A 22,786-nucleotide genomic window follows, 5' to 3' on the forward strand; every position below is an offset into this window, starting at 1 on the left:
GAGGGAGAAATACATGCGAGTAAGAAACATTCAAGGGGAAGATTATGTGAAGATTCATTCCGTATTAAATGATTGGTGGGGTGGAAGAGACATGGCTAGTATGTTGCCAAAATTGTTCTTCGTTCACTTTCAAGAAACGAGTTTTATCATTGAAGAAGAAGGAGAAACGTTAGGTTTCCTATGTGGTTTCTTTTCACAAACTCATAAAGATGAAGCGTACGTTCATTTTATCGGTGTAAATCCGAAATATAGAAGAAAAGGAATCGCATCGACATTATATTCTTATTTCTTGGATGTCGCTCGTGCAAATAAACGTAAAGTTGTAAAAGCAATCACGTCACCAGTTAATAAAAAATCGATACAATTTCATCAAGAAATTGGCTTTGAAATTGAAGCTGGGGATGATGAGGTAGATGGTGTATCCGTACATACAAATTACGATGGGAACGGCGGGAGTAGAGTTTTATTTTTAAAAAATGTGTAAAAGTAGGCTAGCGTGAAGTTAGCCTTTTTGTTGTAAGGAGGAAAGAATATGGAGAGTTCTCAAAGTAGAAACGAGTATTTACGACGTATTTATAAAGTGCAAGATTATATAGAATCACATATAAATGATTCACTTTCAGAGGATATAGTAATGTATTGAGGCATTTCATACAGCCAATGTTAATCAGTACAAGAACGAGTTTGCTCTTGTGCTCATTGACATCCACTGGAGATAACAAAACTGAACTCCAATGCCTGCTGTAAGCCTCATAATAAGGTTATATTACTTTTGATTTTGTATTCACTTGTTGTTTTTTCTTTTGCATGGAAGCAAGACCAGCAAATAAAGCCATTATTACTAGCATGCCACCTATTACAGCATTCGCTTCAATACCGATATGTTCAATTGCAATACCACCAATTGTCGAGCCAAACGCCATTCCTACATGGACTGCTGAGTTGTTTAGACTTTGCTGAATGTCCGATGTATTAGGTGCAGATACGATTAAATAGCTTTGAATAGCTGGTTGAAGTGCCCAGCTCAGCATACTCCAAACTATCATAACGATAAGGAAAAGTACTGCGTTATATGTTGTAAAAGGAAGAATGAAAATGGATACTGCAAATACGGGAATTACAGTAATAATTGTTTTCTTAGGACCTATACGATCTGACAACAATCCACCTACACCTCCGCCGATGATAGCAGCGATACCGACAATCAAATACATTACGCTTATCCAGTTTCCATCAAGACCGAGTGTTCTTTGTAAGAAAGGCGTCAGGTAGGCATAAAGCGTTAAATGGCCTCCAAAGAATAACACGGATGTAAGTTGAATGCATATAATTTTTTTGTTTTTTAGTGTTTGTAGTTGTGCATGAATTGATATACTTCGTTTCGGTTCCATTTTTTCTAATAATAATTGGATACATACAATTGAAATTGCAGTTAAAACGACAATAAAGACAAAAGGAGCGCGCCACCCAAAGGCGTTACCGAGCATCAATCCAAAAGGAACACCTAAGACGAGAGAAGCACTTACACCCATTAAAACCAAACTAATCGCACGAGCACGGTAAATCTCTGAACTAATATTGGATGCGATTGTTAAACAAAGGGAAATTAAAAGCGCTGCGCACATTGCAGAGATGATTCTATTAACTAAAAGCATAGTGTAACTTGTGCTTAAGACAGTTATCATATTGGCAAACAACGCCACAGATAAAGTCAAAAGCATTAGCCGTTTTCGTGCCATCTTTGATGTAGCAGAAAGTAGCAGGGGCCCAGATATGGCAAAAGTTAACGAAAAAACGGAGATTAACATCCCTGCTTTGCCTAGGGAAATACCGAGATCATTTGCGACTAAAGGAAGAATACCTCCAAAAATCATCTCTACTAGGCCGACGACAAACGAAACAATCGTCAGTAAATAAACACGTTTGTTCATAAAACACCTCTCTTTAATAATTTTTTGAAAATGCACTTCAATATGAAAGGTTAACATTCAATTATTTAAAGAGCAAGCTCAATAATAAAAAAAGAATTTAAAGTAATTTTCTATATTCATAAATATCATTTGATTCAGAAAAAATAAATCACCCCGTAACTTTCCACTATAAAAAATCGTTAAACAATAGAGATGATTTTTAATCATGAATGGGGGAGAAACATGAAGATTCTAATTCTAGGTGGTACACGTTTTTTAGGAAGAGCTTTCGTAGAAGAGGCTTTGAAAAGAGGGCATGAAGTTACATTATTTAATCGCGGAACAAATAATGAAATTTTTCCTGAAGTAGAGCAGTTAATCGGTGACAGAAATGATGATGTTTCAAGTTTAGAAAATCGAAAATGGGATATGGTCATAGATACGTGTGGATTTTCTCCTCATCACATTAGGAATGTAGGAAAAGTACTTAAAGATAATATAAAGCATTATACATTCATCTCAAGCCTTTCCGTATATAAAGATTGGATCCCGTATCACATAAAAGAAGATTATAAATTACTACCTGAACCACCAAGTGATAAGGTAAAAGCTGTAGAGAATGGTGAAATATCTCCATATGAGTATTACGGTGCGCTTAAGGTATTATGTGAAAAAGAAGCAGAGAAGTATTGGCCAGGTCGTGTTTTACATGTAAGAGCAGGACTTCTTTCGGGAATGTTTGATTATACAGATCGGCTTCCATACTGGGTTCAGCGCGTAGCAAAGGGCGGCAATGTATTAGTTCCTGGTAGGAAAGACCGCCCAGTACAGTTCGTTGATATAAAAGATGTCGCAAGCTTTGGACTAAACATGGCAGAAAACAATAAAGTAGGTACATTTAATGTAACGGGTCCGAAAGATGAATTGACGATGGAAGAGTTATTAAATACGTGTAAAAAGGTTACGAATAGCGATGCTGCATTCGTTTGGGTTGATGAATCGTTTATGCATGAGAATAAAGTACAGCCATGGACGGAAATGCCATTGTGGCTTCCTGAAACTTTTTCATTAGAAGGTGAAACAGAGCCATGGAAAGGGGGATTCTCTATTAATATAGAGAGTGCAGTTAAAGAGGGTCTTACTTTTAGAAGTTTAGAAGATACAGTTACAGACGTGTATGAGTGGATGGAAGAAACGAAAGATAGGGAATTAAAGGCAGGTATTTCAATTGAAAGAGAAAAGGTGCTGTTAGATAAATGGTATGAAATAAAGAGAGTTTAAATAAGAATCCTATGAAAAAAGGACTCTGTCTATTGGCTAAACAGAGTCCTAATATTCATCTACCACTCAATCGGCTCTTCTCCGTACATTTCCCATAACTTAGGAAACATGTTTTTCAATCCTTCTTCGTCATCTTCATCCCAATCAAACTCAAAATCTGTCTCGTCGAATTTTTCATTGGATAAAACATGATAAAGTGTGAAGTAAGTATCATCTTCATCCCCAGTTTTCTCCATATATACTTCTTGTCCGAAATATAGAGTAAGTTCTTCTAATTCTAGGGCGTCATCTTCGCTCATATTGTCTAAAACAGGAATTAACAGTTCTGGATCTTCAATACACGCTGCATAAACTTCTTTTCCTTGGAACAATAACCATCCGCGGAAGTAATCAAAAGAATCATCCGAACAACCACCCATAATAATATAAGCAGCTGCCCATAAGTGAGACGTATAGGAACCTTTCAAAATACGATGCATATGCGTATCAAAAGCTACAATTTCATGTACTGTACGTTTAGCAAGGTGAGAAGTAAGCCATTCTAGTTGTTCTTCTTGATCTTCACCTTTCGTTTTCGCACGAGCGAGTAGCTCCCAAAATTCTTTTTCCGTTAGCGTTTTTTCTTTTATGTAATCTTCCCCTAAGATAGGGTCTGTATATCCCTTTTTACGTTTAGAAGCGATTAGTTTGTTAGCTTCTTTTATGCATCCTTCTTCTGTTTCAAACTCTTTCGCTTTCACACTACCAGCTGTGCCAATTTTTCCGTAAAACACAACATAGTCTTTTTCTTTCACAACGATTTTCCAAAACTTATTTGATTTCTCAGTTTGCTGGATTAATAACGTTTCCATTCGTACCCCCATATTGCTTTTCTAGTGTGCCTTGTGATTGTAACATATGTATAAACACCTGTAATGACAAAAAGATGAGTGTAGTTTTTGGAAAGTTCGAAAATCATTGAATGAAATAGAAAAATTTAGTAATCTTATTTGTACAGCACATACATAATAGTTTTGTAATAATTCGATGTTTAATTTATAGGGGGCATTAGGGATGGATCTTACATTTAAAGTAGAGAAAACATGTTTTAATTACCGAGTTGGAGCGATTTGCAAACAGGGTAATAAAATACTTATTTTGCAAGGTGACGGTGAAGATTTTTGGTATGTACCGGGCGGACGCGTGAAAATGCTAGAAAATAGTGAAGATGCGTTAAAACGAGAGCTTGCAGAAGAAGTGGGTGTTCCTATTAAAGTGAAGAGATTAATATGGTCAGTAGAAAATTTCTTTACACTTTCTGAGCGAAAGTTTCATGAAATTAGCTTTTACTATGAAGTAGAGCTGCATGAATTACCCGCGAATGGAGCCGATCAATATATTCTGAATGAAGAGGGTAGAACATATATGTTTAAGTGGGTGCCAGTAGAAGAGTTAGATGCATATAACTTACAACCAGCATTTATAAAAGATAAAGTAAAGGATTTATCAGTTCATACAGAACATATCGTTTTACAAAAGTAAACGTGTCCGGAGGGGAAAACGGTGAAGGGGACTAAAAAAGAGATACATATAGATGATAAAGTCATTCGTTACACACATATCGAAAAAGGTTCTAATACGGTTTGCTTTATGTTTTCAGGTTCAGGTTACAATTATGATAAACCATTATTCTATTATGCAACGATGTTAATGCTTGAAAATAAAATTGATGTAGTACATATTCATTATTCTTACGATGGACAATTAATGGAAAAACCAATGGAAGAAATAACGAAAATAATGATGGATGATATTAATCCTGTAATAAATGAAGTGTTGAAAAACGGGCAATACAGCAATTCGATGTTTTTAGGGAAATCACTCGGAACGATCCCAATTGCAAATGATTTAATGAAGAGAGAGGAATACTTACAGTCAAAGATGTTATTACTTACACCTTTACTAGCGTATCATTCGATTTTTGAGTCAATCTTACATAGTCATCACGACGGGCTTTTAGTAATTGGAGACAAAGATCATCAATACAATGCAAATCAAATGGAGCAATTAGATCAATCGAATTTAAAGATTGAGATTGTCAAAAATGCAAACCATTCTTTAAATGTTGGAGAGTTTGAAACAGAGAATTCAATTACAGCTATAGCAAAAATAATAGAAAAACTTAAAGAAGTTGTTAGGATGAACTAATTTAAGTTTCAATACATGCAAAAAGAGGTGCGAATTGCACCTCTTTTTTGTTTAATAAGCCTTCAACACATGAAGTAAATAATCCTTTCGATTCAGCGGATTAAAGTCAACGCGTTTTCGAGTAGGGAAGGGAGCCGTAAGTTTTGTAAAATCACCTGGCTTTGTTGTGAAGATTCCTTCTCCTTCAGTAAATGAATGGAGCATTCGTTTGAAATTCTCTGTTTTCGAAACAGGTAATGATCCTGTTAAATGGTAAGAATCATTATGCAACGTAGGCTCTGCAAAAGTTGTTGGGATAGCAGCTAGTTTATACATTGCGGTACTAATTGCTTGCTCCGGAACAGTTAATTCAAATTCGTTTAATGGTTCATATACACATGTTTCAGCTTGCTTTAAAGCAGCCATTAATACGAGCGGTGTTAAGTTTCTAAAGTCACTCGCTGTTGTAACAGGGCTTGCATAACCAGTATGTGTTAACGTGACGATAATGTCAGTAACTTCCCAGCCGTATAAACCTTGTTTTAACGTTTGAAATACTGTATCTTCAATTGCTTTATGAAACGCTAAAGGCAGTGATCCAAGTTCAACACCTAAGTTATACGTTATGCCAGAGTTAAGTTCACCACGTTCCACTTTGAAACCGATTGTCGCGTAAAATGGATTCGCTTTTTCACCCATTACTTCAACGCTATTCCCTATGCGAATTGGTTTTTCAATACATACAACTCGCGTGTTTGAAAAGGTAACTTGTAGACGGTATTTTTCATAAAGTGTTGTTTCAATAACTTCTTTTTGCACTTCACCGAAAAGGCGAATGTATAGTTCATTATGAACATTGTCTTTCCAAACCTTTATGAGAGGATCTTCTTCGCATAGTTCCATAAGAGCAGCGTATAAATCATGAATTCGTTCTTTTGGCACTGCTTCAATAGCAGCTTCCATTTGCGGTTCGGCAAAGTGAATATCTTTTATATAATCCGTCCGTTCACCGATAATGTCCCCAATTTTGATATTCGTAAGTCCCCACACTTTACAAAACTCTCCACTATGAACAGTAGAGGCTTGAACTGCATTTCCGTTATGAAATATGCACATTTTTTTAATCTTTTCTTTATGCGATAGAGACTCACTACGCTGAATATCAACATATTTTCTAACGTGTAAACAACCAGAAAATAGTCTTACGTAAGCAATCTTTTCGCCAGAAGATTCACGTTCAATTTTAAAAACAACACCGGATAATGTTTCATCTTGTGCCGATTTAGTAGCTGGAATTAAGGCTGAAATATTTTCAAGTAGTTCAGTTACACCTATACCTGTCATTGCTGAACCAAAAAAGATAGGGAACACATTTGCTTGCTGTATTTGCTTTTCGAGTTCTTTTCTTAATAGTGCGTCCGGTATTCTTTCGTTATTTACATATGATGCAAGCAATGATTCCTTATATGGCACTAATCGTTCAATACAATCGTCATATGACTTATATTCAATAATACGAGCTTCCTTTGTTCCTTCGTTCTCTACAGAGTAGAAGGGGAATACATCATTTGAAAGAATTGCTTTTATTTGTTTCATAACTTTTTCAGTATTTGCGCCACTACGGTCTATTTTATTTACAAATAAAACAGTCGGTATGTTTAGTTTCTGTAGTGTTCGCATTAAAATCTTCGTTTGTGCTTGCACACCTTCAACGGCAGAGATAACTAAAATGGCACCGTCTAAAACGCGGAATGATCGTTCCACTTCAGCGATAAAATCAGCGTGTCCAGGTGTATCAATGACATTTACTTTTAAATCATCAATAAAGAAAGAAACGACAGATGCTTTAATCGTAATTCCGCGTTGTCTTTCTAATTCCATTGAGTCAGTTTGCGTATTGCCACTATCTACTCGGCCAACTTCTTTAATCACATTCGTTTCATAAAGAATACGCTCAGTCAAACTCGTCTTGCCAGCGTCTACGTGCGCGACAATCCCTATATTTATTGTTGTCATATATAAATATCCTCATTTCATTTTCCATTTTTATTTCCTCATTTCTATTTGTGTATTGCCGCATTACGATCACTCTCCAGTCACTTAAATTATTACTATTATAATGCAATTTACATTTTTTGTAACGTGATAAAGTCCCTTGTTTTGGAAAAATATTAATAGGTGAACATTAAAAAAATAAACAGGAAAAACAAAATGCTTGCATTTTATCTTGGTATCTATTATATTAATTGACATATCAACTATTGATGCATCAAATGTTTTTTGTTCCAAAAGTAAAGGAGGGGTAATTTGACAAGTTCATGCTCAAAAGAAGCAATAATTTTATATAAATTACACTTTCTCAATAAAGAAGTAAGTTCGAAGTTTGAAGGGTGTACGGGTATGAGTCAGTCTAGATTAGAACTCATACTTCAGTTATATGAAGTAGATGAAATTAGTCAAAAAGCACTTCAGCAAGAAGTGAATATTGATAATGCCGCGATTACGAGGCATTTAAAACAGCTGGAAGCAAACGGAATGATTACAAGACGTAAAAATCCAGATGATAACAGAATTACGTTAGTTTCTCTTACAGAAGAGGGGCGAAATAAAATTCAAGTGTATCAAGAGGAAAAAGAGCGTTTCGCTACTTCAGCATTTAAAGGATTAAGTGAAGAAGAACGCGACAATCTTTTAACGATGTTAGACCGCATTCAAGAAAATATAAAAGAACTTTAAAAAAGGGAGAATACAACTATGACTAACTCAGTAAAAACAAATGATTTTAACGAAATTTTAACAGGACGTCGTTCAATTCGTAAGTACGATCCTTCAGTGAAAATTAGTAAAGAAGAAATGACTGAAATTCTTACAGAAGCAACCCTTGCACCATCTTCAGTAAACATGCAACCATGGAGATTCTTAGTGATTGAAAGTGACGAAGCAAAAGCAACACTTGCGCCACTTGCGAAATTTAATCAATCTCAAGTAGAAACCTCTTCAGCAATGATCGCTGTATTTGGTGACTTAAACAACTTTGATAACGCAGAAGAAATTTACGGTACAGCAGTAGAGCGCGGTTTAATGCCAGCTGAAGTAAAAGAAGATCAAATGCAAAAACTTTCAGGTTACTTCTCAATGGTTACACCAGAAGTAATGAAAGATACTGTTTTAATTGATGGTGGTCTTGTAGCAATGCAATTTATGCTAGCAGCTCGTGCTCACGGTTATGACACTTGCCCGATTGGTGGATTTGAAAAAGACCAAATCGCAGAAGCATTCGGATTAGATAAAGATCGTCACGTACCAGTTATGTTAATTTCAATCGGAAAAGCTGCTGACAGTGGTTATCCATCAGTACGTCTTCCAATTGAAAAAGTTGCCCAGTGGAAGTAATTTTATAAAAACAGAAATAAGTGAGATATGAGAGGGGAAACACCATGATTATTATTCACGCAATATTTCAAGTAGATCCAGCAAAACAACAATCATTTTTAGAAGAAATTCAGCCACTACTTCATGGTTCAAGAGAAGAAAGTGGAAATGTATCTTACGATTTATATAAAGATACTGAAAAAGAAAGTGTTTATACGATGGTAGAAGTATGGAAAGATGAAGCAGCAGTTGCGAGTCATAATACGAGTGAACACTTCACATCTTTCGTTAGTAAAGCATCACAGTTTTTAACTGCTCCGCTTGATATAAAGGTTTATAGCGGTGAACTAGTAAAATAATATGGTTATAGAAGGTGACTTTGGCGTATTGCTGAAGTCATCTTTTTTGTTTTTATATAAGTCATTCCTATATTTCCTTTTAAAACAATGTGTTATAATTCTGAAAATAATAATCCTTAATTTTCAGAAAAATAAGAGGCGGGAGATAAATATATGAGCATATTAAAGAAAATCACTGACAATATTTCAAAGGTCATTATAGGGAAAGATGAATCGATTGAACTAGCAGCTATAGCTCTTATAGCAAGAGGACATATTTTATTAGAAGATGTACCGGGGACTGGAAAAACAACTTTAGCGAAAAGTTTAGCAAAAAGTGTGGAGGCTAAGTTTCAAAGAATTCAATTCACAGCTGATACTTTGCCGGGCGATGTCATTGGTCTCGAATATTTTGATGTGAAAGAACTTTACCATTTCATGAACAGAGAAGGTCTTATGAAACGATACAGCAATGGTTAAAACGAATATGTCGAACGATAGACATTATTCCGATATATGAGTCTGTTCGCTATGGTGAAAAGACGTATACGGAGTTAGATGTAGAGAAGACTATCCGGTGGATAGAACGGGATGGAAAAGGTCGGTATGAATAGTAGAATGTACTATATCAAGATAAAAAAGGTGGCGGGGTTAATCTGAATGTAAAAATTATATAAGTAAATGAAATTAATTTACTTATATAATTTTATTTACTTATATTTAATTGCATGTTAATGTATAGTTAATTTTTTAATATCTCTACCAATGGAAAAAGAATATACAAGCTATATGTAACTCTTTATAGAGTATTGCTTCTTTAATTGTTCATGAGTATATCTTTGTTTTATTAATATAGAATGAAAAAAGGATGTATTAAAGCTAAACGATTAACGGGTAGCATGTAAATAAAAAATTACATGAGTTTAGTAAAAACTTATAATTTATTTTAAGGGTGTGAAAATATAATGAAACCGATATTGAAAAGTATACTTCTTTCCTTTATTTTTTCTGCAGTAGGGATGTGTTGGCTACTGCTCATGTTATTTAGAGGAGGCGGAGATTGGTTATTGTCTTGGATAGGTGTATTAATGGTATATTTATCTTTATACACTTTAATAGATTTATATTGCAAAAATACATACGAAAAAATATTAAATAAATTACTTATAAAATCAACAGTTACTACCTTTAGTTTTGGAGTATTAGGAATCACATTTGGTATAATACACGAGCTATTAACACCATGGAGTCTCAGTTTAATGGTTTGGTATTGGGTGCTAATACTATTTTTATTTTTAACGACCATAATATTATTAGTTATTTTAGTATTGGTAAATCGTAAAAATCATAATTTCACCGTGGGATATAGAATACTTATACTTCTAAATATATTTCTTACTTTAGGACCAGTATTGTGGCCACTATTTCTTACTATTCTTGGAAATGGTATGAATGCTAGTGCAGGATGGTAAAAGTGAATAGAGATTAGTTGTTTAAAGAATAGAATGGAATAAAAAGTTGATATAGGGTTTTAAATATTTAAGAGAGCGTGTTTACATAAAAAATGAAAACACGTTCTTTTTTATTGTTAATCTTAATATGAACTCATTATATTCATAAGATAATCCAATCAGGATAAAATATATGTTATTGAAACAAACATATATGTACCTTTGAAGCGAACACAATTAATGAATCATCTTAAAAATAATAAAGACGAGGTGGAATGAAAATAAGGGCAGTTAAGTGACTGTCCTTATTTTTATTTTACCTTTTTAGTTTCATACACAACTCTTTCTCAGCTTATCGTATCAAGATTTGAACGTAAGTATTTCGTAAGGAATGGATAAGAAAAAAGAGAGATTTATCATATAGGATTAGAGTATAACTTGAATCAATACGATATTAATAGAGGAGAGAGAGCCTTATGAAAAAATGTAATTCAATAAAGTTAGCAAGTTTGTCAGTTCTATTAGCAGGTACTACTCTATTCACACCAGGTTTTACTGTGAAAGCAGAGTCAGTACAAAATATATCAAGTCCGTCACAATCACATGATCAAAAGAATCGGAATGGTTGGAAACAAGTAATGCAGGAATCAGTACAGCTTGGAACACCAGGGGTATTAGCTAAGACGTTTAACAACGGGAAAACTAGTAGCTATACTGCTGGCGTGGCGGATTTAAGTACAAAGAAACCGATAAAATCGGATTATCGTTTTCGGATTGGTAGCGTGACGAAGACGTTTACTGCTACGACTGTTCTTCAATTAGTAGGAGAAAATCGCGTACAACTTGACGATCCAATTGAAAAGTGGCTACCAGGCCTCATTCAAGGAAATGGGTATGATGGCAATCAAATTACGATACGTCAACTTTTGAATCATACGAGTGGTATAGCTGAATACTTAAAGTCAAAAGACGCTGACATAATGAATTCAAAAAAAACGTATACAGCAGAAGAAATAGTGAAAATGGGACTTTCTCTGCCTCCAGATTTTTCGCCAGGTAAGGGATGGTTGTATTCAAACACAGGATACGTCATATTGGGAATGCTTATTGAAAAAATAACTGGAAATAGTTATGCGGAAGAAATTGAAAAGCGAATTATTGAACCTTTGGACCTGTCAAATACGTTTTTACCAGGGAATTCGGCCGTTATACCAGGAAAGAATCATGCTCGGGGGTATATGAAAATTGACGGAACAAGCGAGTTGAAAGACATAACGTATTATAATCCGAGTTTAGCTAATTCAGCTGGAGATATGATTTCTAATGCGGACGATTTAAATAAGTTCTTTTCTTCTTTACTCGGTGGTAAGTTACTGAAGGGAAATCAACTAAAAGAAATGCTTACTACAGTTCCTATAGAAGGAGAAGGCGTTGGTGACGGATATGGTCTTGGAATCTATGAGACTAAACTTCCAAACGGTGTTTCAATTTGGGGTCACGGAGGGGCAATTCCTGGATTTACTACTTTTGCTGGGGGAGTAATTGGAGGCAAACATACATTGACGGTCAGTAATAACTCTTTAGGTGCGATTGATATTATTACGCAGTTTAATAAAATGATGCAAATTGAATTTAATAAATAGAAAAAGAAAATGAATTAGAATCTGCTTTAGTTGTATATAAAAGAGGTGCTTTTTAAATTTTGCAAATATGGACAGTATTAGCATTTATGGTATGGCATCAAGTTTATGTAGAACGTAAATACGATACAAGTGTATTTCAAAGTGAAAGTTAATCTTATAGCTTAGTATAAAAATAAAAAGGATGTCAGTTGTAATCTGTACCCTTTGTAAAGGACATTTTTAAAAAAGTTAGGCAACATCAAGAAGATGATTTCTGTATCCAACAGGAGTCATCTTTTTTAAATTCCATTGATATCTATAGTGATTATAGTACGTCATATATTTCTTAATCTCTTGTTTCAACTCAGTAAAAGACTCGCAAGGTTTTATATGTGCTTCATCTTTCAGATGACCAAAAAATGATTCTTGTGGAGCGTTATCCCAACAGTTCCCTCTTCTTGACATAGATTGTCCGAGCTTTAGCTTTTTGACTAATTTTTGGTAGGTAGGGCTTGTGTAGTGGGCTCCTTGATCTGAATGAATATATGCACCTTCAGTCAATCGAATCCTCTTATTCCGTTTTAGTTTATGAAGAGTTGTTGTTACGAGGTCTAATGTCATCTGTTCTGAAACATGGTAAGCTAAAATTTCATTGGTTGAGCCATCTAAAATTGTAGATAAATAAGCTCTTTTATTCTTACCGTAAACTAAATAAGTGATATCTGTAAGAAGCGTTTTTCCTGGGGTGTTTTGTTTAAATTCTCGATTTAATTGATTCGGCACTACTCGATGTTCTTTTGAAGCTTTCAGCATTCTTTTATAAGGATTTGCTTTCCGAATCGGACAGATAATCTCATATTTTTTCATGATTCTACGGATACGCTTTAAATTGTAGACAACTTGAAAATGACCCACCAATGTCATTTTTATTTGACGAGCCCCTTTCTTTCGATTTCTAAATCGAAGTGCTTTTAATATGATTTTTTTCACGATTTCATCTTGATTGTTCTTTTGTTTCCGTTGTTCTTGAGATGAAATGGAAAAATAATTATAGTATCCCGAACGGGATACACCAGCTACTTTACACAAATAACTCACCATATTTCTTAAGTTATATTTTATGATGACAGAACGAATCAGGATATATTTCTGACTAGGTGATAACGTTATTTCCTTCTCATCCTCCCTTCCATAGTTTTATTTTTTAACAATTCATTTTCTGCCTTTAGTAAGTTCCGTTCGGCTTCTAAACGAGCATACTTCTCTTCTAACGTAAGCTCTCTCTCAAGAGTTCTTCCCGCGTTTTGGGTGCGTGTATCTCGCAAACCAAATACACCATTTTTTCTGTAAGCAGCACGCCACCTACTTCCTGATGACATAATTCGTTTCATTCCAATCATATCTATATCAAAACCACATTCTTCAAAAATATTTCGAGGTAGTTTTCCTTTCTCATTTTCCTCAATAAAAATACGCTTAAATTCATCTGTATAAGTGATACCTTTCTGACTTACAGATTTTATGAAGGGGTTATTTGATAGAATTTGAATGTCTCTTTCTGTAAATAGCTTTTTTGTCATTTTGAACTTTCTCCGATCCCAATTTTCTCTCATTATACAAGAAATACCCTATAGAATAGACTTTTTTTCAGTGTCTATTCTATAGGGTACATTTTATTGCATGGCATTCTTTTTATTTTAGAAAAAAGAGGTGTGTTTATTTCTGAAAATTGTTATTTTTATAATCTTTCCATATAATGAAGGTTATAGGGGTTATACAGGGGAGTTATGAATAGATAATACTTTAGTTAGTTAATTATTTCTCGTTTTAACCAAAATAATCATGAATTGATTTGGAGTTGAATACATTGGGACAAAATTATTTTAAATGGAGTAATGAACAATTACGAGAGCATATTGAAGTAGTAGATGGCAAGAGAAGTCCGCACATTTTATTAAAGAATGCAACATATTTAAATCCATACATACGTGAATGGACGATAGCGAATATTTGGATTTATGATGACAGAATTGTATATGTAGGAGAAAAATTACCAGAGCAATTACATGAATGTGAGATCATTGATTGTGATGGGAAGTATGTGGTTCCTAGTTACATAGAACCACATGCGCATCCATATCAGTTGTATAACCCAGAAACGTTAGCAAATCATGCGATGCAATTTGGGACAACAACTTTCATTAATGATAATTTAACTTTATTTTTCACATTACAACGTGAAGTAGCGTTTCGTTTGTTAGATGAATTTAAAAAGATTCCTGCAAGTATGTATTGGTGGTGTCGTTTTGATGGACAGACTGAACTGCAAAATGGGGAATCTTTATTTAATAGTGAAGAAATAATGGAGTGGCTGAAGCATGAAGATGTTCTTCAGGGCGGCGAGTTAACTGCATGGCCCAAATTATTAAATGGTGATGAGGAAATGTTAAATTGGGTACAGGAAACAAAGTGGTTACAGAAGAAAGTAGAAGGTCATTTTCCAGGTGCGTCTGAAACAACGTTAGCGAAGTTAAAATTATTAGGTACGGATTGCGATCATGAAGCGATGACGGGGCAGGAAGCATTAACACGTCTTATGCAAGGTTACACCGTTTCTCTTAGAAACTCTTCAATTCGTCCAGATTTAGAAGTTTTACTGAAAGAACTAATGGAATTAGGTGTTAAGCAATTTGATAGATTCATTTTCACAACAGATGGTTCACATCCGTCATTTTATGAAAATGGAATGACGAATAGGATGATAGAAATAGCGATAAAGCAAGGGGTTCCAGTAATTGATGCTTATAATATGGCAAGCTATAATATTGCTCGTTATTATAATATGGAGCATTTACATGGTGCGATTTCCACAGGTAGAATCGCCAATATTAATATTTTGGAAAGTAAAGAAAATCCAACTCCAATTAGTGTAATTGCAAAAGGGAACTGGATGAAGCGTGATGGAATAAATAAAAATAAATCAGTAAGTATAGAGTGGGATAAATTCCAAGTGGCACCTTTACAATTAGACTGGTGTTTGCAGAAAGAAGATATGATTTTCAATGATGCAAAGGGTATAAAGTTATTAAACGACGTCATAACAAAGCCATATGTTAGTGAAATCGAATTAAACTGTGATGAACTTTCCCTTGACCATGATGAGTGTTTCCTTATGATGATTGCTCGTGATGGCACTTGGCGAGTTAATACAGTTGTGAAAGGTTTTGCGAAAGAATTAGGAGGTCTTGCAAGTTCTTATTCTGGTACAGGTGACATCATTCTTATTGGAAAGAGTAAAGAAGATATGCTTACAGCTTTTCATAGAGTAAAAGAGCTCGGTGGTGGAATGGTAATTGCCGAAAAGAATGAAGTGTTACACGAAATTGCATTACCTTTATTAGGTATTATGTCAAACTTAGAAATGAGCGCATTAATACATAAAGAGAAAATGATGGTGAAATTACTGCAAGAGCGAGGCTACGCCTATAACGATCCGGCATTTACGATTTTATTCTTTTCTGCAACGCATTTGCCATTTATACGGGTAACACCTATAGGTTTATATGATGTGAAAAGTAGTAAGGTAATTGCTTCACCGGTGAATTTAATAAAGTAATATTAGTATAAGAATATTGTAAGCCTCAAATAATATAGTATCTAAATTATTTGAGGTGATACTTAAATATGAAAAAACTATTGTATGTTTTAAGTGTATTTATTTTGTGCGTATCTATACAGCATGTGGTACATTCTCAGTCAAATGCACCAAGGTTATCTTCGGATTGTCTGGAAGAAAGTAAAATGCGTGATGAAAAGTATGCGAAAAACATTATGAAGGACATTATATCTACGTTTGATTTAAATATTGATGAAAATAGTTTTATGGAAGTTAGTAAAAGCGATTTAGAGGCTGCGCATTTGATGTATGGTGGGCGGGTTGATGATACATATTATAATTCGCTAACTAAAATTTTTGATAGTGGTGGATATAGAGGAGAGCCTAGGTTGTTTGTGAGGGAACTTGAAGCATTTTTACTTTATAAAGAAATAGACGATACAAATGTTATGAAACATCTCGAGCTTGAAAAAGGGGCATGGATTGTTACCGAAACGAAAAAGAAGCAAGGGAAAATCGTGGAATACAAGCCGTTACAATGTGAAAAAGATTATTTGAAAAAGAGAAATGAGTACCATAATTTAAAATGATGTAACAAAATACTAATTAATGTTGTTTTTATCCACTGATAGTTTGTTGTCTATATAAAATAGGAAAAGGTAAGTAAACATATTAGCCTTATGTAATATGCTTATTTACCTTTTTTTGAGGGATTTTAAAATTCGGAATGTTGTTTGTTGAAAATGGCTTACTGGCTAATGAACTTATCATATTCAACGGATCCTGTCTTCATAAATATAGGAGTTTGTGTCAAAAAATTTATACATTGCTGAAACATCTATGTATATTTTATTCTACAGTATTAATAAAAGAATGTTGGCTATTCATAAGAAATAGCATTGGCACAGTTTTTGCTTGTATTAAATTTAAGGAAGGGGAATTGTATTTAAGGAATCTGTATTCGTAATAGTATAAAACAAGCTACTATTGCATCATTGATCATACTTGTATTTATAGCGGAACTGTAAGTACATACAAATAAGTATGTTCTGATTTTAAAATTCAGAATTTTCTTTAAAATTATTAGGGGGCAATGGTATGGTTAAATATTCGAAAATTTCTAAGTTGATTCTTGGTGTTGGACTAGTGACAATATCATGCAATGGTTTACAAATTCAAGCAGAGACAAAAGAAAAAAATGTGAAGAACGTATTACAAATGGAGCCGGTAGGCATACAGAAACCCGTTGATGAGTTGGCGCACTCTTCAACAGTACAAGAAAATGCATCTTTTACAAAACGGTTAAAGTTAGCGGATTTATCGCAGCGTCCACTAGCACCAACCGATAATATTAAACCGTTAGCTGAAGAAAAAAAGTATTCGATGGCCGAACTAAATCAATTAAGCAACAAACAATTAACTGATCTTCTTGTGACGATTAAATGGTATCAAATCCCGGAGTTATTTCAGTTTAATAGTGATAGTCTCAAGTTCTATCAAGATGATAGTCGCATGCAAGCAATCATTGATAAACTAGCAGAACAAGGTCAAACTTATACGAAAGATGATTCAAAAGGGATTGAAACATTAGTAGAAGCTCTACGTGCAGCATTTTATTTAGGCTTTTACCATGATGAATTAAGCAAACTAAATGAGCGTAGTTACCATGATAAATGTTTACCGGCTTTAAAAATAATTGCAAAAAATCCGAATTTCAAACTTGGTACATCAGAACAAAATAAAGTTATTTCATCATATGGAAAATTAATTGGAAATGCATCGGCTGATGTTGAAACGGTTTTATATGCAGGTGAAATTTTTAAACAATATAACGATAATCTTGCAACTTTCATTGAAGACTCCACGAAAGGAGACGCTATTTATGAGTTGATGAAGGGAATTGATTTTGATATTCAGACGGATATGTACACGACTGGAAAAGAGCCAAAAGATACGATGTGGTATCGAAATATTGATAACTTTATTAATGAAGTAAATCGCTTTGCACTAATTGGTACAGTAACAAATAAAAACGGATGGTTAATTAATAATGGAATTTACTATGCTGGTCGATTAGGCAAGCTTTATAGTACACCAACAAAAGGCCAGCAAGTTGTTACCGAAGCGATGAAGATTTATCCACATTTAGGGGAGCAATATTTTGTTGCGGCAGAACAAATTACTACAAATTACGGCGGAGTAGATGCAAACGGAAAAACAATAAATTTAGATCAAATTCGAGAAGATGGTAAAAAGAAATATTTACCGAAAACGTATACGTTTGATGATGGAGCAATTGTCTTTAAAGCTGGGGATAAAGTTAGCGAAGAGAAAATTAAACGTCTATACTGGGCGGCAAAAGAAGTACGTTCTCAATTTTATCGTACAGTTGGTAGTGATAAACCACTTGAAAGTGGACATGCTGATGATGTTTTAACAATGGTTATTTATAATAGTCCAGATGAATATCAATTTAATCGTCAACTGTACGGATATGAAACGAATAATGGAGGAATGTACATTGAAGGGACAGGGACTTTCTTCACATATGAACGTACACCACAGCAAAGTATTTATAGTTTGGAAGAGTTGTTCCGCCATGAATTTACGCACTACTTACAGGGAAGATACGAGGTTCAGGGATTATGGGGCCAAGGGGAAATGTATCAAAATGAACGTTTAACATGGTTTGAAGAAGGGAATGCAGAGTTCTTTGCAGGTTCAACGCGATTAGATAGTGTAGTACCGCGAAAAAGTATAATTGGTGGATTATCTTATGATCCTGCAAAACGTTATACAGCATCACAAACATTAAATGCGAAATATGGAACATGGGATTTTTATAACTATTCGTTTGCATTGCAATCATATATGTATAATAACCGTCCTGAAATGTTCGATAAAGTGCATGATTTAATTCGTGCAAATGATGTTTCAAGTTACGACGCATACCGTTCTACATTAAGCAAAGATAATAAATTAAATGAAGAATATCAATCTTATATGCAAATGCTTATTGATAATCGCGATAAGTATACAATTCCACAAGTATCAGATGAGTACCTAGCGCAGCATGCTCCGAAACCGCTTTCAGATGTTGCGTCAGATATCACCAATGAAGCAAAGTTGAAAAATGTGAAAGTAACAAAGGATAAATCACAATTCTTTAATACATTCACACTACAGGGAACATATACAGGAAGTGCAGCAAAAGGAGAAATTGAAGACTGGAAAGTGATGAACCAAGCAACGAATGATATGCTGAAACATCTCTCAGAAAAAGAGTGGAGTGGATACAAAACATTGACTGCTTATTTTGTAAATTACCGTGTCAATGATGCTGGACAATTTGAATATGATGTTGTATTTAGTGGAGTGAATACGGAAGAAGGTACTGCTGTCGAAAAAGAACCAAATAATTCATTTGATACAGCAAATCCATTATCTTTGAACACGTTATTAAGAGGAAACTTAAGTGATCAAGACCAAGTTGACCGATTTGTTATCGATGTAAAGGATCCGAAAGATTTACAAATTACCGTTACGAACGAACAAAACATTGGACTGAACTGGGTGTTATATTCTGAATCAGATCTAGATAATTATGTAACTTATGCAACGAAACGTGATGGAAACAAATTGCTTGGAAATTATAATGCGAAGCCAGGGAAATATTACTTAAGTGTATATAAATATGGCGGTGGAACAGGGAATTATACAGTGCAAGTAAAATAATTTACTATAGTTTGTTTTGAAAGGCTACTTATTGCATTTTTTAGCTAAGTAAAGTAGTTAATGTTAAACATTAAACTACTTCAATATACCCCTGTTCTAATTATAGAACAGGGGTATATTGGCTTTATATTTTTAAATTAAATAACCTCATTGGATTTTGACAAGAAAATAATTAATATAGATTTGAATTCTCATTCGTAAAGCATGTTTTAATCTTCTTAATGCTCTTTCATTTTTGTCTCAATGCTTGTTTTCAAATCAGTTGATACCTTATTGAAATACCCCAAAACTATCTTTCTAATATCTTCGGATATAACTTTCAAATCATTAGCTAAATTTTCAGCAAGATGTTCTTTTTCAATGTGTGATAACTTCGTATAAAATTCACCAGCCTGCTTAAAGTCATCCTGTTTAGTTATAGAAGTCCTTTCGAGTTTACCTTCAACGTACCTTCCGTCACCGCTTGTTATTTGATTAGCCGGTGTCCAATCTTGCTGTTGGTTAATCGTTAATTTGCGGAATTCGGGTCCAATTCTTCTTCTTTGAGAATCGCTATAAATATTAGCACGGCCTTGCAGCATTTTATCATCTGATAGTTCTGCACCGTCTAGTAAATTAGATGGGGAGAAGGAGACTTTTTCTACTTGCTCCATATAGTTTTCAGGATTTTTATTTAATACCATTTTGCCTACTGGCATAAGGGGATACTCCTTTTCATCCCATACTTTAGTATCATCTAAGGGGTCATAAGAAAGATGTGCTTCATCTTTTGGATCCATGAGCTGGACGTATAAACCATATTCCACTGGTTTACCAGCCTCAATTGCATCGTATAAATCTTTCCCGCTATAATCAGGATTTTCGGCAGCTAGTTTATTTGCTTCCTCACTAGTAATGGATTGTACACCTTCAAATGGATACCAATGATACTTTACGTACTTTCGATAACCTTGAGCATTTCTCCAAACATATGTATTTACACTATGTCCTGGGATGTGGCGAAAACTTTTTGCCGTACCAGCATTAGAGTATAAACGGACAACAAAATGAATGGATTCGGGTGCTCTAGCGACAAAAATCCAAAATCTATCAGGGTCTATTAAGTTATTTTTAGGTGAAGGCAATAAGGCTTTAATAGTTTCAGGGAAGCGCATCGGATCACGAACAGAAAAGACAGGAAGGTGATTACATAAAAGATCAAATACGCCTTCTTTTGTATAGAATTTTGTAGAAAAACCGCGTACATTTCTAGAAGTATCAGGTGTTCCTTTCGTACTAACAGCTAATGAAAACCGCACCATAACAGGAATTTTCTCATTTGAATTTTGTAAAAAGTTCAGTTTTGTATGTTCAGACATCGGATATATCGTTTGAAAATAACCGAATGCACCAAATCCTTTTACATGAACAGGTCTTTCTAAAATTTTTTCATGAATAAATTCTTGTAACGCTTCGTGAAGTACATTATCTTGTTTTAAAACAGGCCCACGTGAACCAACAGTTTGAGAGTGAAGTTTAGCTTGTTCGTTAAGTTCTCGATTGCTATTTAAGTCTTCTCCTAATAAAGATTGCCTCTGTTTATCATGTTTTTCATTCATCGATATAGCCTCCAAAATTTTTTCGCCGATTGTTACTAAATATGATTCTTTAGCCTTGATTATGTATTACATACAAAGTTCAAATTAGTAACATACCGCTAGATGAAAAAAAGGCACATACAGTGGACCTGTTGAAATAGAAGAAATTATGAAAAAATGAATATCGGAAAGAGAAATAAAACGTTTTATTAAAAAGGTGGAAGAAAACCACTATTAAAATTTCAATCTTAAAAATGACTTTATAGATAATGAACATTAAAAACGGGGAAAATCACTAGGAGGAATTTATCGTGTCGGATTGGTTTCAATTAGATAAAGAATATATTATGCCTACGTATTGTCGTACGAAGGTTGCGATAGAAAGAGGAGAAGGTTGTAAACTGTATGATGTGGATGGTAAAGAGTATTTAGATTTATTTTCTGGTGTAGGAGTAAACGTATTAGGATACAATCACCCTAAAATTGTGCAAACGACCATGGAGCAAGTTACGAAATCGTTGCATCTTCCTTTTCATTTTTTAAATCCAGTAGCGATTGAATTTGCAAAGAAATTAGTTGATTATTCATTAAAAAATGGAAAAGTATTTTTTGCAAATTCTGGTACAGAAGCGACAGAAACAACGTTAAAATTAATAGATAAATATAGATTTATTACGAATGAAGAACGTGACGGAGTCGTTGTACTGAAAGGTAGTTTTCACGGGAGAACATTAGGAGCTCTTCATTTTACGAGACAAGAAAATGTATATCAAAATTTCCCGAAAACATCCATTCCTGTATATGAAGTGGAGTGTGAAAATATAAAGGAATTAGAAGATACAATTGTTAATGAACATCCCATTGCAATTATGCTAGAGCCTGTTTTAGGAAGTGGTGGAATCTATCCTTTATCAAGTGAATATTTAGAAGGGATTCAGCTTCTGTGTGAAAAGTATAATGTACTTCTCATAGTCGATGAAGTACAAAGTGGTATGGGTAGAACTGGAAAACTATTTGCTTATCAAAATTTCAATATTACACCAGATATTATTCAAATTGGTAAAGGAGCAGGAGGCGGGATACCGCTAGGAGGAATCATTGTAGGTGAAAAGTTATGTAATGTATTTTCACCAGGAGATCACGGAACAACATTTGCTCATTCATCAATCGGAACGGCTTTAGGTTTAACGGTATTAAAAACATTAATTGATGATGGTTTAATGCAAGAAGCTTATGAAACGTCACAGTATTTCAATGACAAACTGCAAGAAATTCAGAAAGAAAATTCTTATTTTATTAAAGAAGTACGTCATGCTGGGATGATGTTTGGAATTAGTATGAATGATACAAATGAAAACGTAAAGAAATTACAGTTAGAATTAATGGAGAAAGGGATGTTAGTCGATGTTACACAAGGGAATATCATCCGTTTACTTCCCCCGTATATAATTACGAAAGAGGAAATTGATGCATTTGTTGATGAGTTTATTTCCTGTATTCATAGTTTAGCAGCTATAGCAAGCATTTAAAAATTTTGATAAAAAAAGTATCTTATTTGTAATTCGTACAGGAAGAAAGTAGGGGAGAAATGAATGAATTTATGCTCTCTCATACAATTAAATTCAAAAGCTGAAAAAGGCGCTCATACAGCGCCTTTTTCAGCTTTTGAAGCACTTATTTCCTTAACCTGGAAAGCATCTCATTGGACAAATAATTAA

The 22,786-nt window shown here is 34.2% G+C and carries 19 protein-coding genes and 3 pseudogenes; 17 read left to right on the top strand and 5 right to left on the bottom strand.

The window, feature by feature from the left end; translation table 11 throughout:
• Window positions 1–13: 13 nt before the first annotated feature.
• Together ACE38F_RS13480 and ACE38F_RS13485 are read left to right on the top strand one after the other, a co-directional pair.
• The gene (locus ACE38F_RS13480; RefSeq protein ID WP_375371372.1) at window positions 14–484 is read left to right on the top strand and encodes a GNAT family N-acetyltransferase; all 471 of its coding nucleotides are present in this window, start codon (window positions 14–16) and stop codon (window positions 482–484) included.
• A 48-nt stretch (window positions 485–532) separates the two neighbouring features.
• Window positions 533–631 (top strand): annotated as a pseudogene (locus ACE38F_RS13485) (AraC family transcriptional regulator); the annotation flags it as partial.
• Between the two features lie 130 nt (window positions 632–761).
• On the opposite strand, the gene ACE38F_RS13490 reads toward ACE38F_RS13485, so the two are convergent.
• Window positions 762–1,931 (bottom strand): MFS transporter, encoded by a 1,170-nt coding sequence (locus ACE38F_RS13490; protein WP_375371373.1) that lies wholly within the window; start codon window positions 1,929–1,931, stop codon window positions 762–764.
• A gap of 222 nt (window positions 1,932–2,153) precedes the next feature.
• On the opposite strand from ACE38F_RS13490, the gene ACE38F_RS13495 reads away from it, so the two are divergent.
• Window positions 2,154–3,191, top strand: a complete 1,038-nt coding sequence (locus ACE38F_RS13495) for an SDR family oxidoreductase (protein ID WP_375371374.1) — start codon at window positions 2,154–2,156, stop codon at window positions 3,189–3,191.
• Between the two features lie 59 nt (window positions 3,192–3,250).
• Here the strand turns inward: ACE38F_RS13495 and ACE38F_RS13500 are convergent, their stop codons facing one another.
• Entirely contained in the window at window positions 3,251–4,042 is a 792-nt protein-coding gene (locus tag ACE38F_RS13500; RefSeq protein WP_375371375.1) for a DUF4240 domain-containing protein, read from the bottom strand.
• Between the two features lie 202 nt (window positions 4,043–4,244).
• On the opposite strand from ACE38F_RS13500, the gene ACE38F_RS13505 reads away from it, so the two are divergent.
• Window positions 4,245–4,712: an NUDIX hydrolase gene (locus ACE38F_RS13505; RefSeq protein WP_375371376.1), complete on the top strand. Its 468-nt coding sequence runs from the start codon at window positions 4,245–4,247 to the stop codon at window positions 4,710–4,712.
• 21 nt (window positions 4,713–4,733) lie between these two features.
• Window positions 4,734–5,378, top strand: coding sequence for an alpha/beta family hydrolase (locus ACE38F_RS13510; protein WP_215553474.1), 645 nt, complete (start codon window positions 4,734–4,736; stop codon window positions 5,376–5,378).
• A 51-nt stretch (window positions 5,379–5,429) separates the two neighbouring features.
• Here ACE38F_RS13510 and ACE38F_RS13515 read toward each other — a convergent pair whose 3' ends face one another.
• Window positions 5,430–7,373: a GTP-binding protein gene (locus tag ACE38F_RS13515; protein ID WP_375371377.1), complete on the bottom strand. Its 1,944-nt coding sequence runs from the start codon at window positions 7,371–7,373 to the stop codon at window positions 5,430–5,432.
• A 291-nt stretch (window positions 7,374–7,664) separates the two neighbouring features.
• Between ACE38F_RS13515 and ACE38F_RS13520 the strand changes: the two genes are divergently transcribed.
• From ACE38F_RS13520 to ACE38F_RS13550, 7 genes and pseudogenes are all read left to right on the top strand, one after another.
• Window positions 7,665–8,093: a MarR family winged helix-turn-helix transcriptional regulator gene (locus ACE38F_RS13520; RefSeq protein WP_000204168.1), complete on the top strand. Its 429-nt coding sequence runs from the start codon at window positions 7,665–7,667 to the stop codon at window positions 8,091–8,093.
• 18 nt (window positions 8,094–8,111) lie between these two features.
• Window positions 8,112–8,750 (top strand): nitroreductase family protein, encoded by a 639-nt coding sequence (locus ACE38F_RS13525; protein ID WP_375371378.1) that lies wholly within the window; start codon window positions 8,112–8,114, stop codon window positions 8,748–8,750.
• 44 nt (window positions 8,751–8,794) lie between these two features.
• The gene (locus ACE38F_RS13530) at window positions 8,795–9,088 is read left to right on the top strand and encodes a putative quinol monooxygenase (RefSeq protein WP_000583822.1); all 294 of its coding nucleotides are present in this window, start codon (window positions 8,795–8,797) and stop codon (window positions 9,086–9,088) included.
• 153 nt (window positions 9,089–9,241) lie between these two features.
• Window positions 9,242–9,493, top strand: a pseudogene (locus ACE38F_RS13535) (AAA family ATPase); the annotation flags it as partial.
• Window positions 9,487–9,681: pseudogene (locus ACE38F_RS13540) on the top strand (signal peptidase II); the annotation flags it as partial. The pseudogenes ACE38F_RS13535 and ACE38F_RS13540, both read left to right, overlap by 7 nt.
• Before the next feature lie 351 nt (window positions 9,682–10,032).
• Entirely contained in the window at window positions 10,033–10,539 is a 507-nt protein-coding gene (locus tag ACE38F_RS13545) for a DUF3902 family protein (RefSeq protein ID WP_375371379.1), read from the top strand.
• A gap of 455 nt (window positions 10,540–10,994) precedes the next feature.
• On the top strand, window positions 10,995–12,161 hold the full coding sequence (locus tag ACE38F_RS13550) for a serine hydrolase domain-containing protein (RefSeq protein WP_078182225.1): 1,167 nt from the start codon (window positions 10,995–10,997) through the stop codon (window positions 12,159–12,161).
• Between the two features lie 228 nt (window positions 12,162–12,389).
• Here the strand turns inward: ACE38F_RS13550 and ACE38F_RS13555 are convergent.
• Window positions 12,390–13,720 (bottom strand): IS3 family transposase gene (locus ACE38F_RS13555; RefSeq protein ID WP_462782386.1). Its coding sequence is split into 2 segments (ribosomal slippage): window positions 12,390–13,321 and window positions 13,321–13,720, totalling 1,332 coding nucleotides; the frame shifts between segments, so codons are not numbered across the junction.
• A 287-nt stretch (window positions 13,721–14,007) separates the two neighbouring features.
• Between ACE38F_RS13555 and ACE38F_RS13560 the strand changes: the two genes are divergently transcribed.
• The 3 genes from ACE38F_RS13560 (at window position 14,008) to colA (ending at window position 19,491) form a co-directional block, all read left to right on the top strand.
• Window positions 14,008–15,756, top strand: coding sequence for an adenine deaminase (locus ACE38F_RS13560; RefSeq protein ID WP_375368816.1), 1,749 nt, complete (start codon window positions 14,008–14,010; stop codon window positions 15,754–15,756).
• A 68-nt stretch (window positions 15,757–15,824) separates the two neighbouring features.
• Window positions 15,825–16,346 (top strand): hypothetical protein, encoded by a 522-nt coding sequence (locus ACE38F_RS13565; RefSeq protein ID WP_078182227.1) that lies wholly within the window; start codon window positions 15,825–15,827, stop codon window positions 16,344–16,346.
• Between the two features lie 508 nt (window positions 16,347–16,854).
• Window positions 16,855–19,491 (top strand): collagenase ColA, encoded by a 2,637-nt coding sequence (gene colA / locus ACE38F_RS13570; RefSeq protein WP_375368817.1) that lies wholly within the window; start codon window positions 16,855–16,857, stop codon window positions 19,489–19,491.
• A 218-nt stretch (window positions 19,492–19,709) separates the two neighbouring features.
• Here the strand turns inward: colA and ACE38F_RS13575 are convergent, their stop codons facing one another.
• Window positions 19,710–21,089, bottom strand: a complete 1,380-nt coding sequence (locus tag ACE38F_RS13575; protein WP_375368818.1) for a catalase — start codon at window positions 21,087–21,089, stop codon at window positions 19,710–19,712.
• 290 nt (window positions 21,090–21,379) lie between these two features.
• Here ACE38F_RS13575 and ACE38F_RS13580 point away from each other — a divergent pair, with 290 nt between their 5' ends.
• Window positions 21,380–22,597 (top strand): aspartate aminotransferase family protein, encoded by a 1,218-nt coding sequence (locus ACE38F_RS13580; RefSeq protein ID WP_375368819.1) that lies wholly within the window; start codon window positions 21,380–21,382, stop codon window positions 22,595–22,597.
• Window positions 22,598–22,660: 63 nt separating this feature from the next.
• Entirely contained in the window at window positions 22,661–22,786 is a 126-nt protein-coding gene (locus ACE38F_RS13585) for a hypothetical protein (protein ID WP_286675771.1), read from the top strand.

Origin of the sequence: Bacillus altaicus, from assembly GCF_042136375.2 — a bacterium.
GTDB lineage: Bacteria > Bacillota > Bacilli > Bacillales > Bacillaceae_G > Bacillus_A > Bacillus_A cereus_U.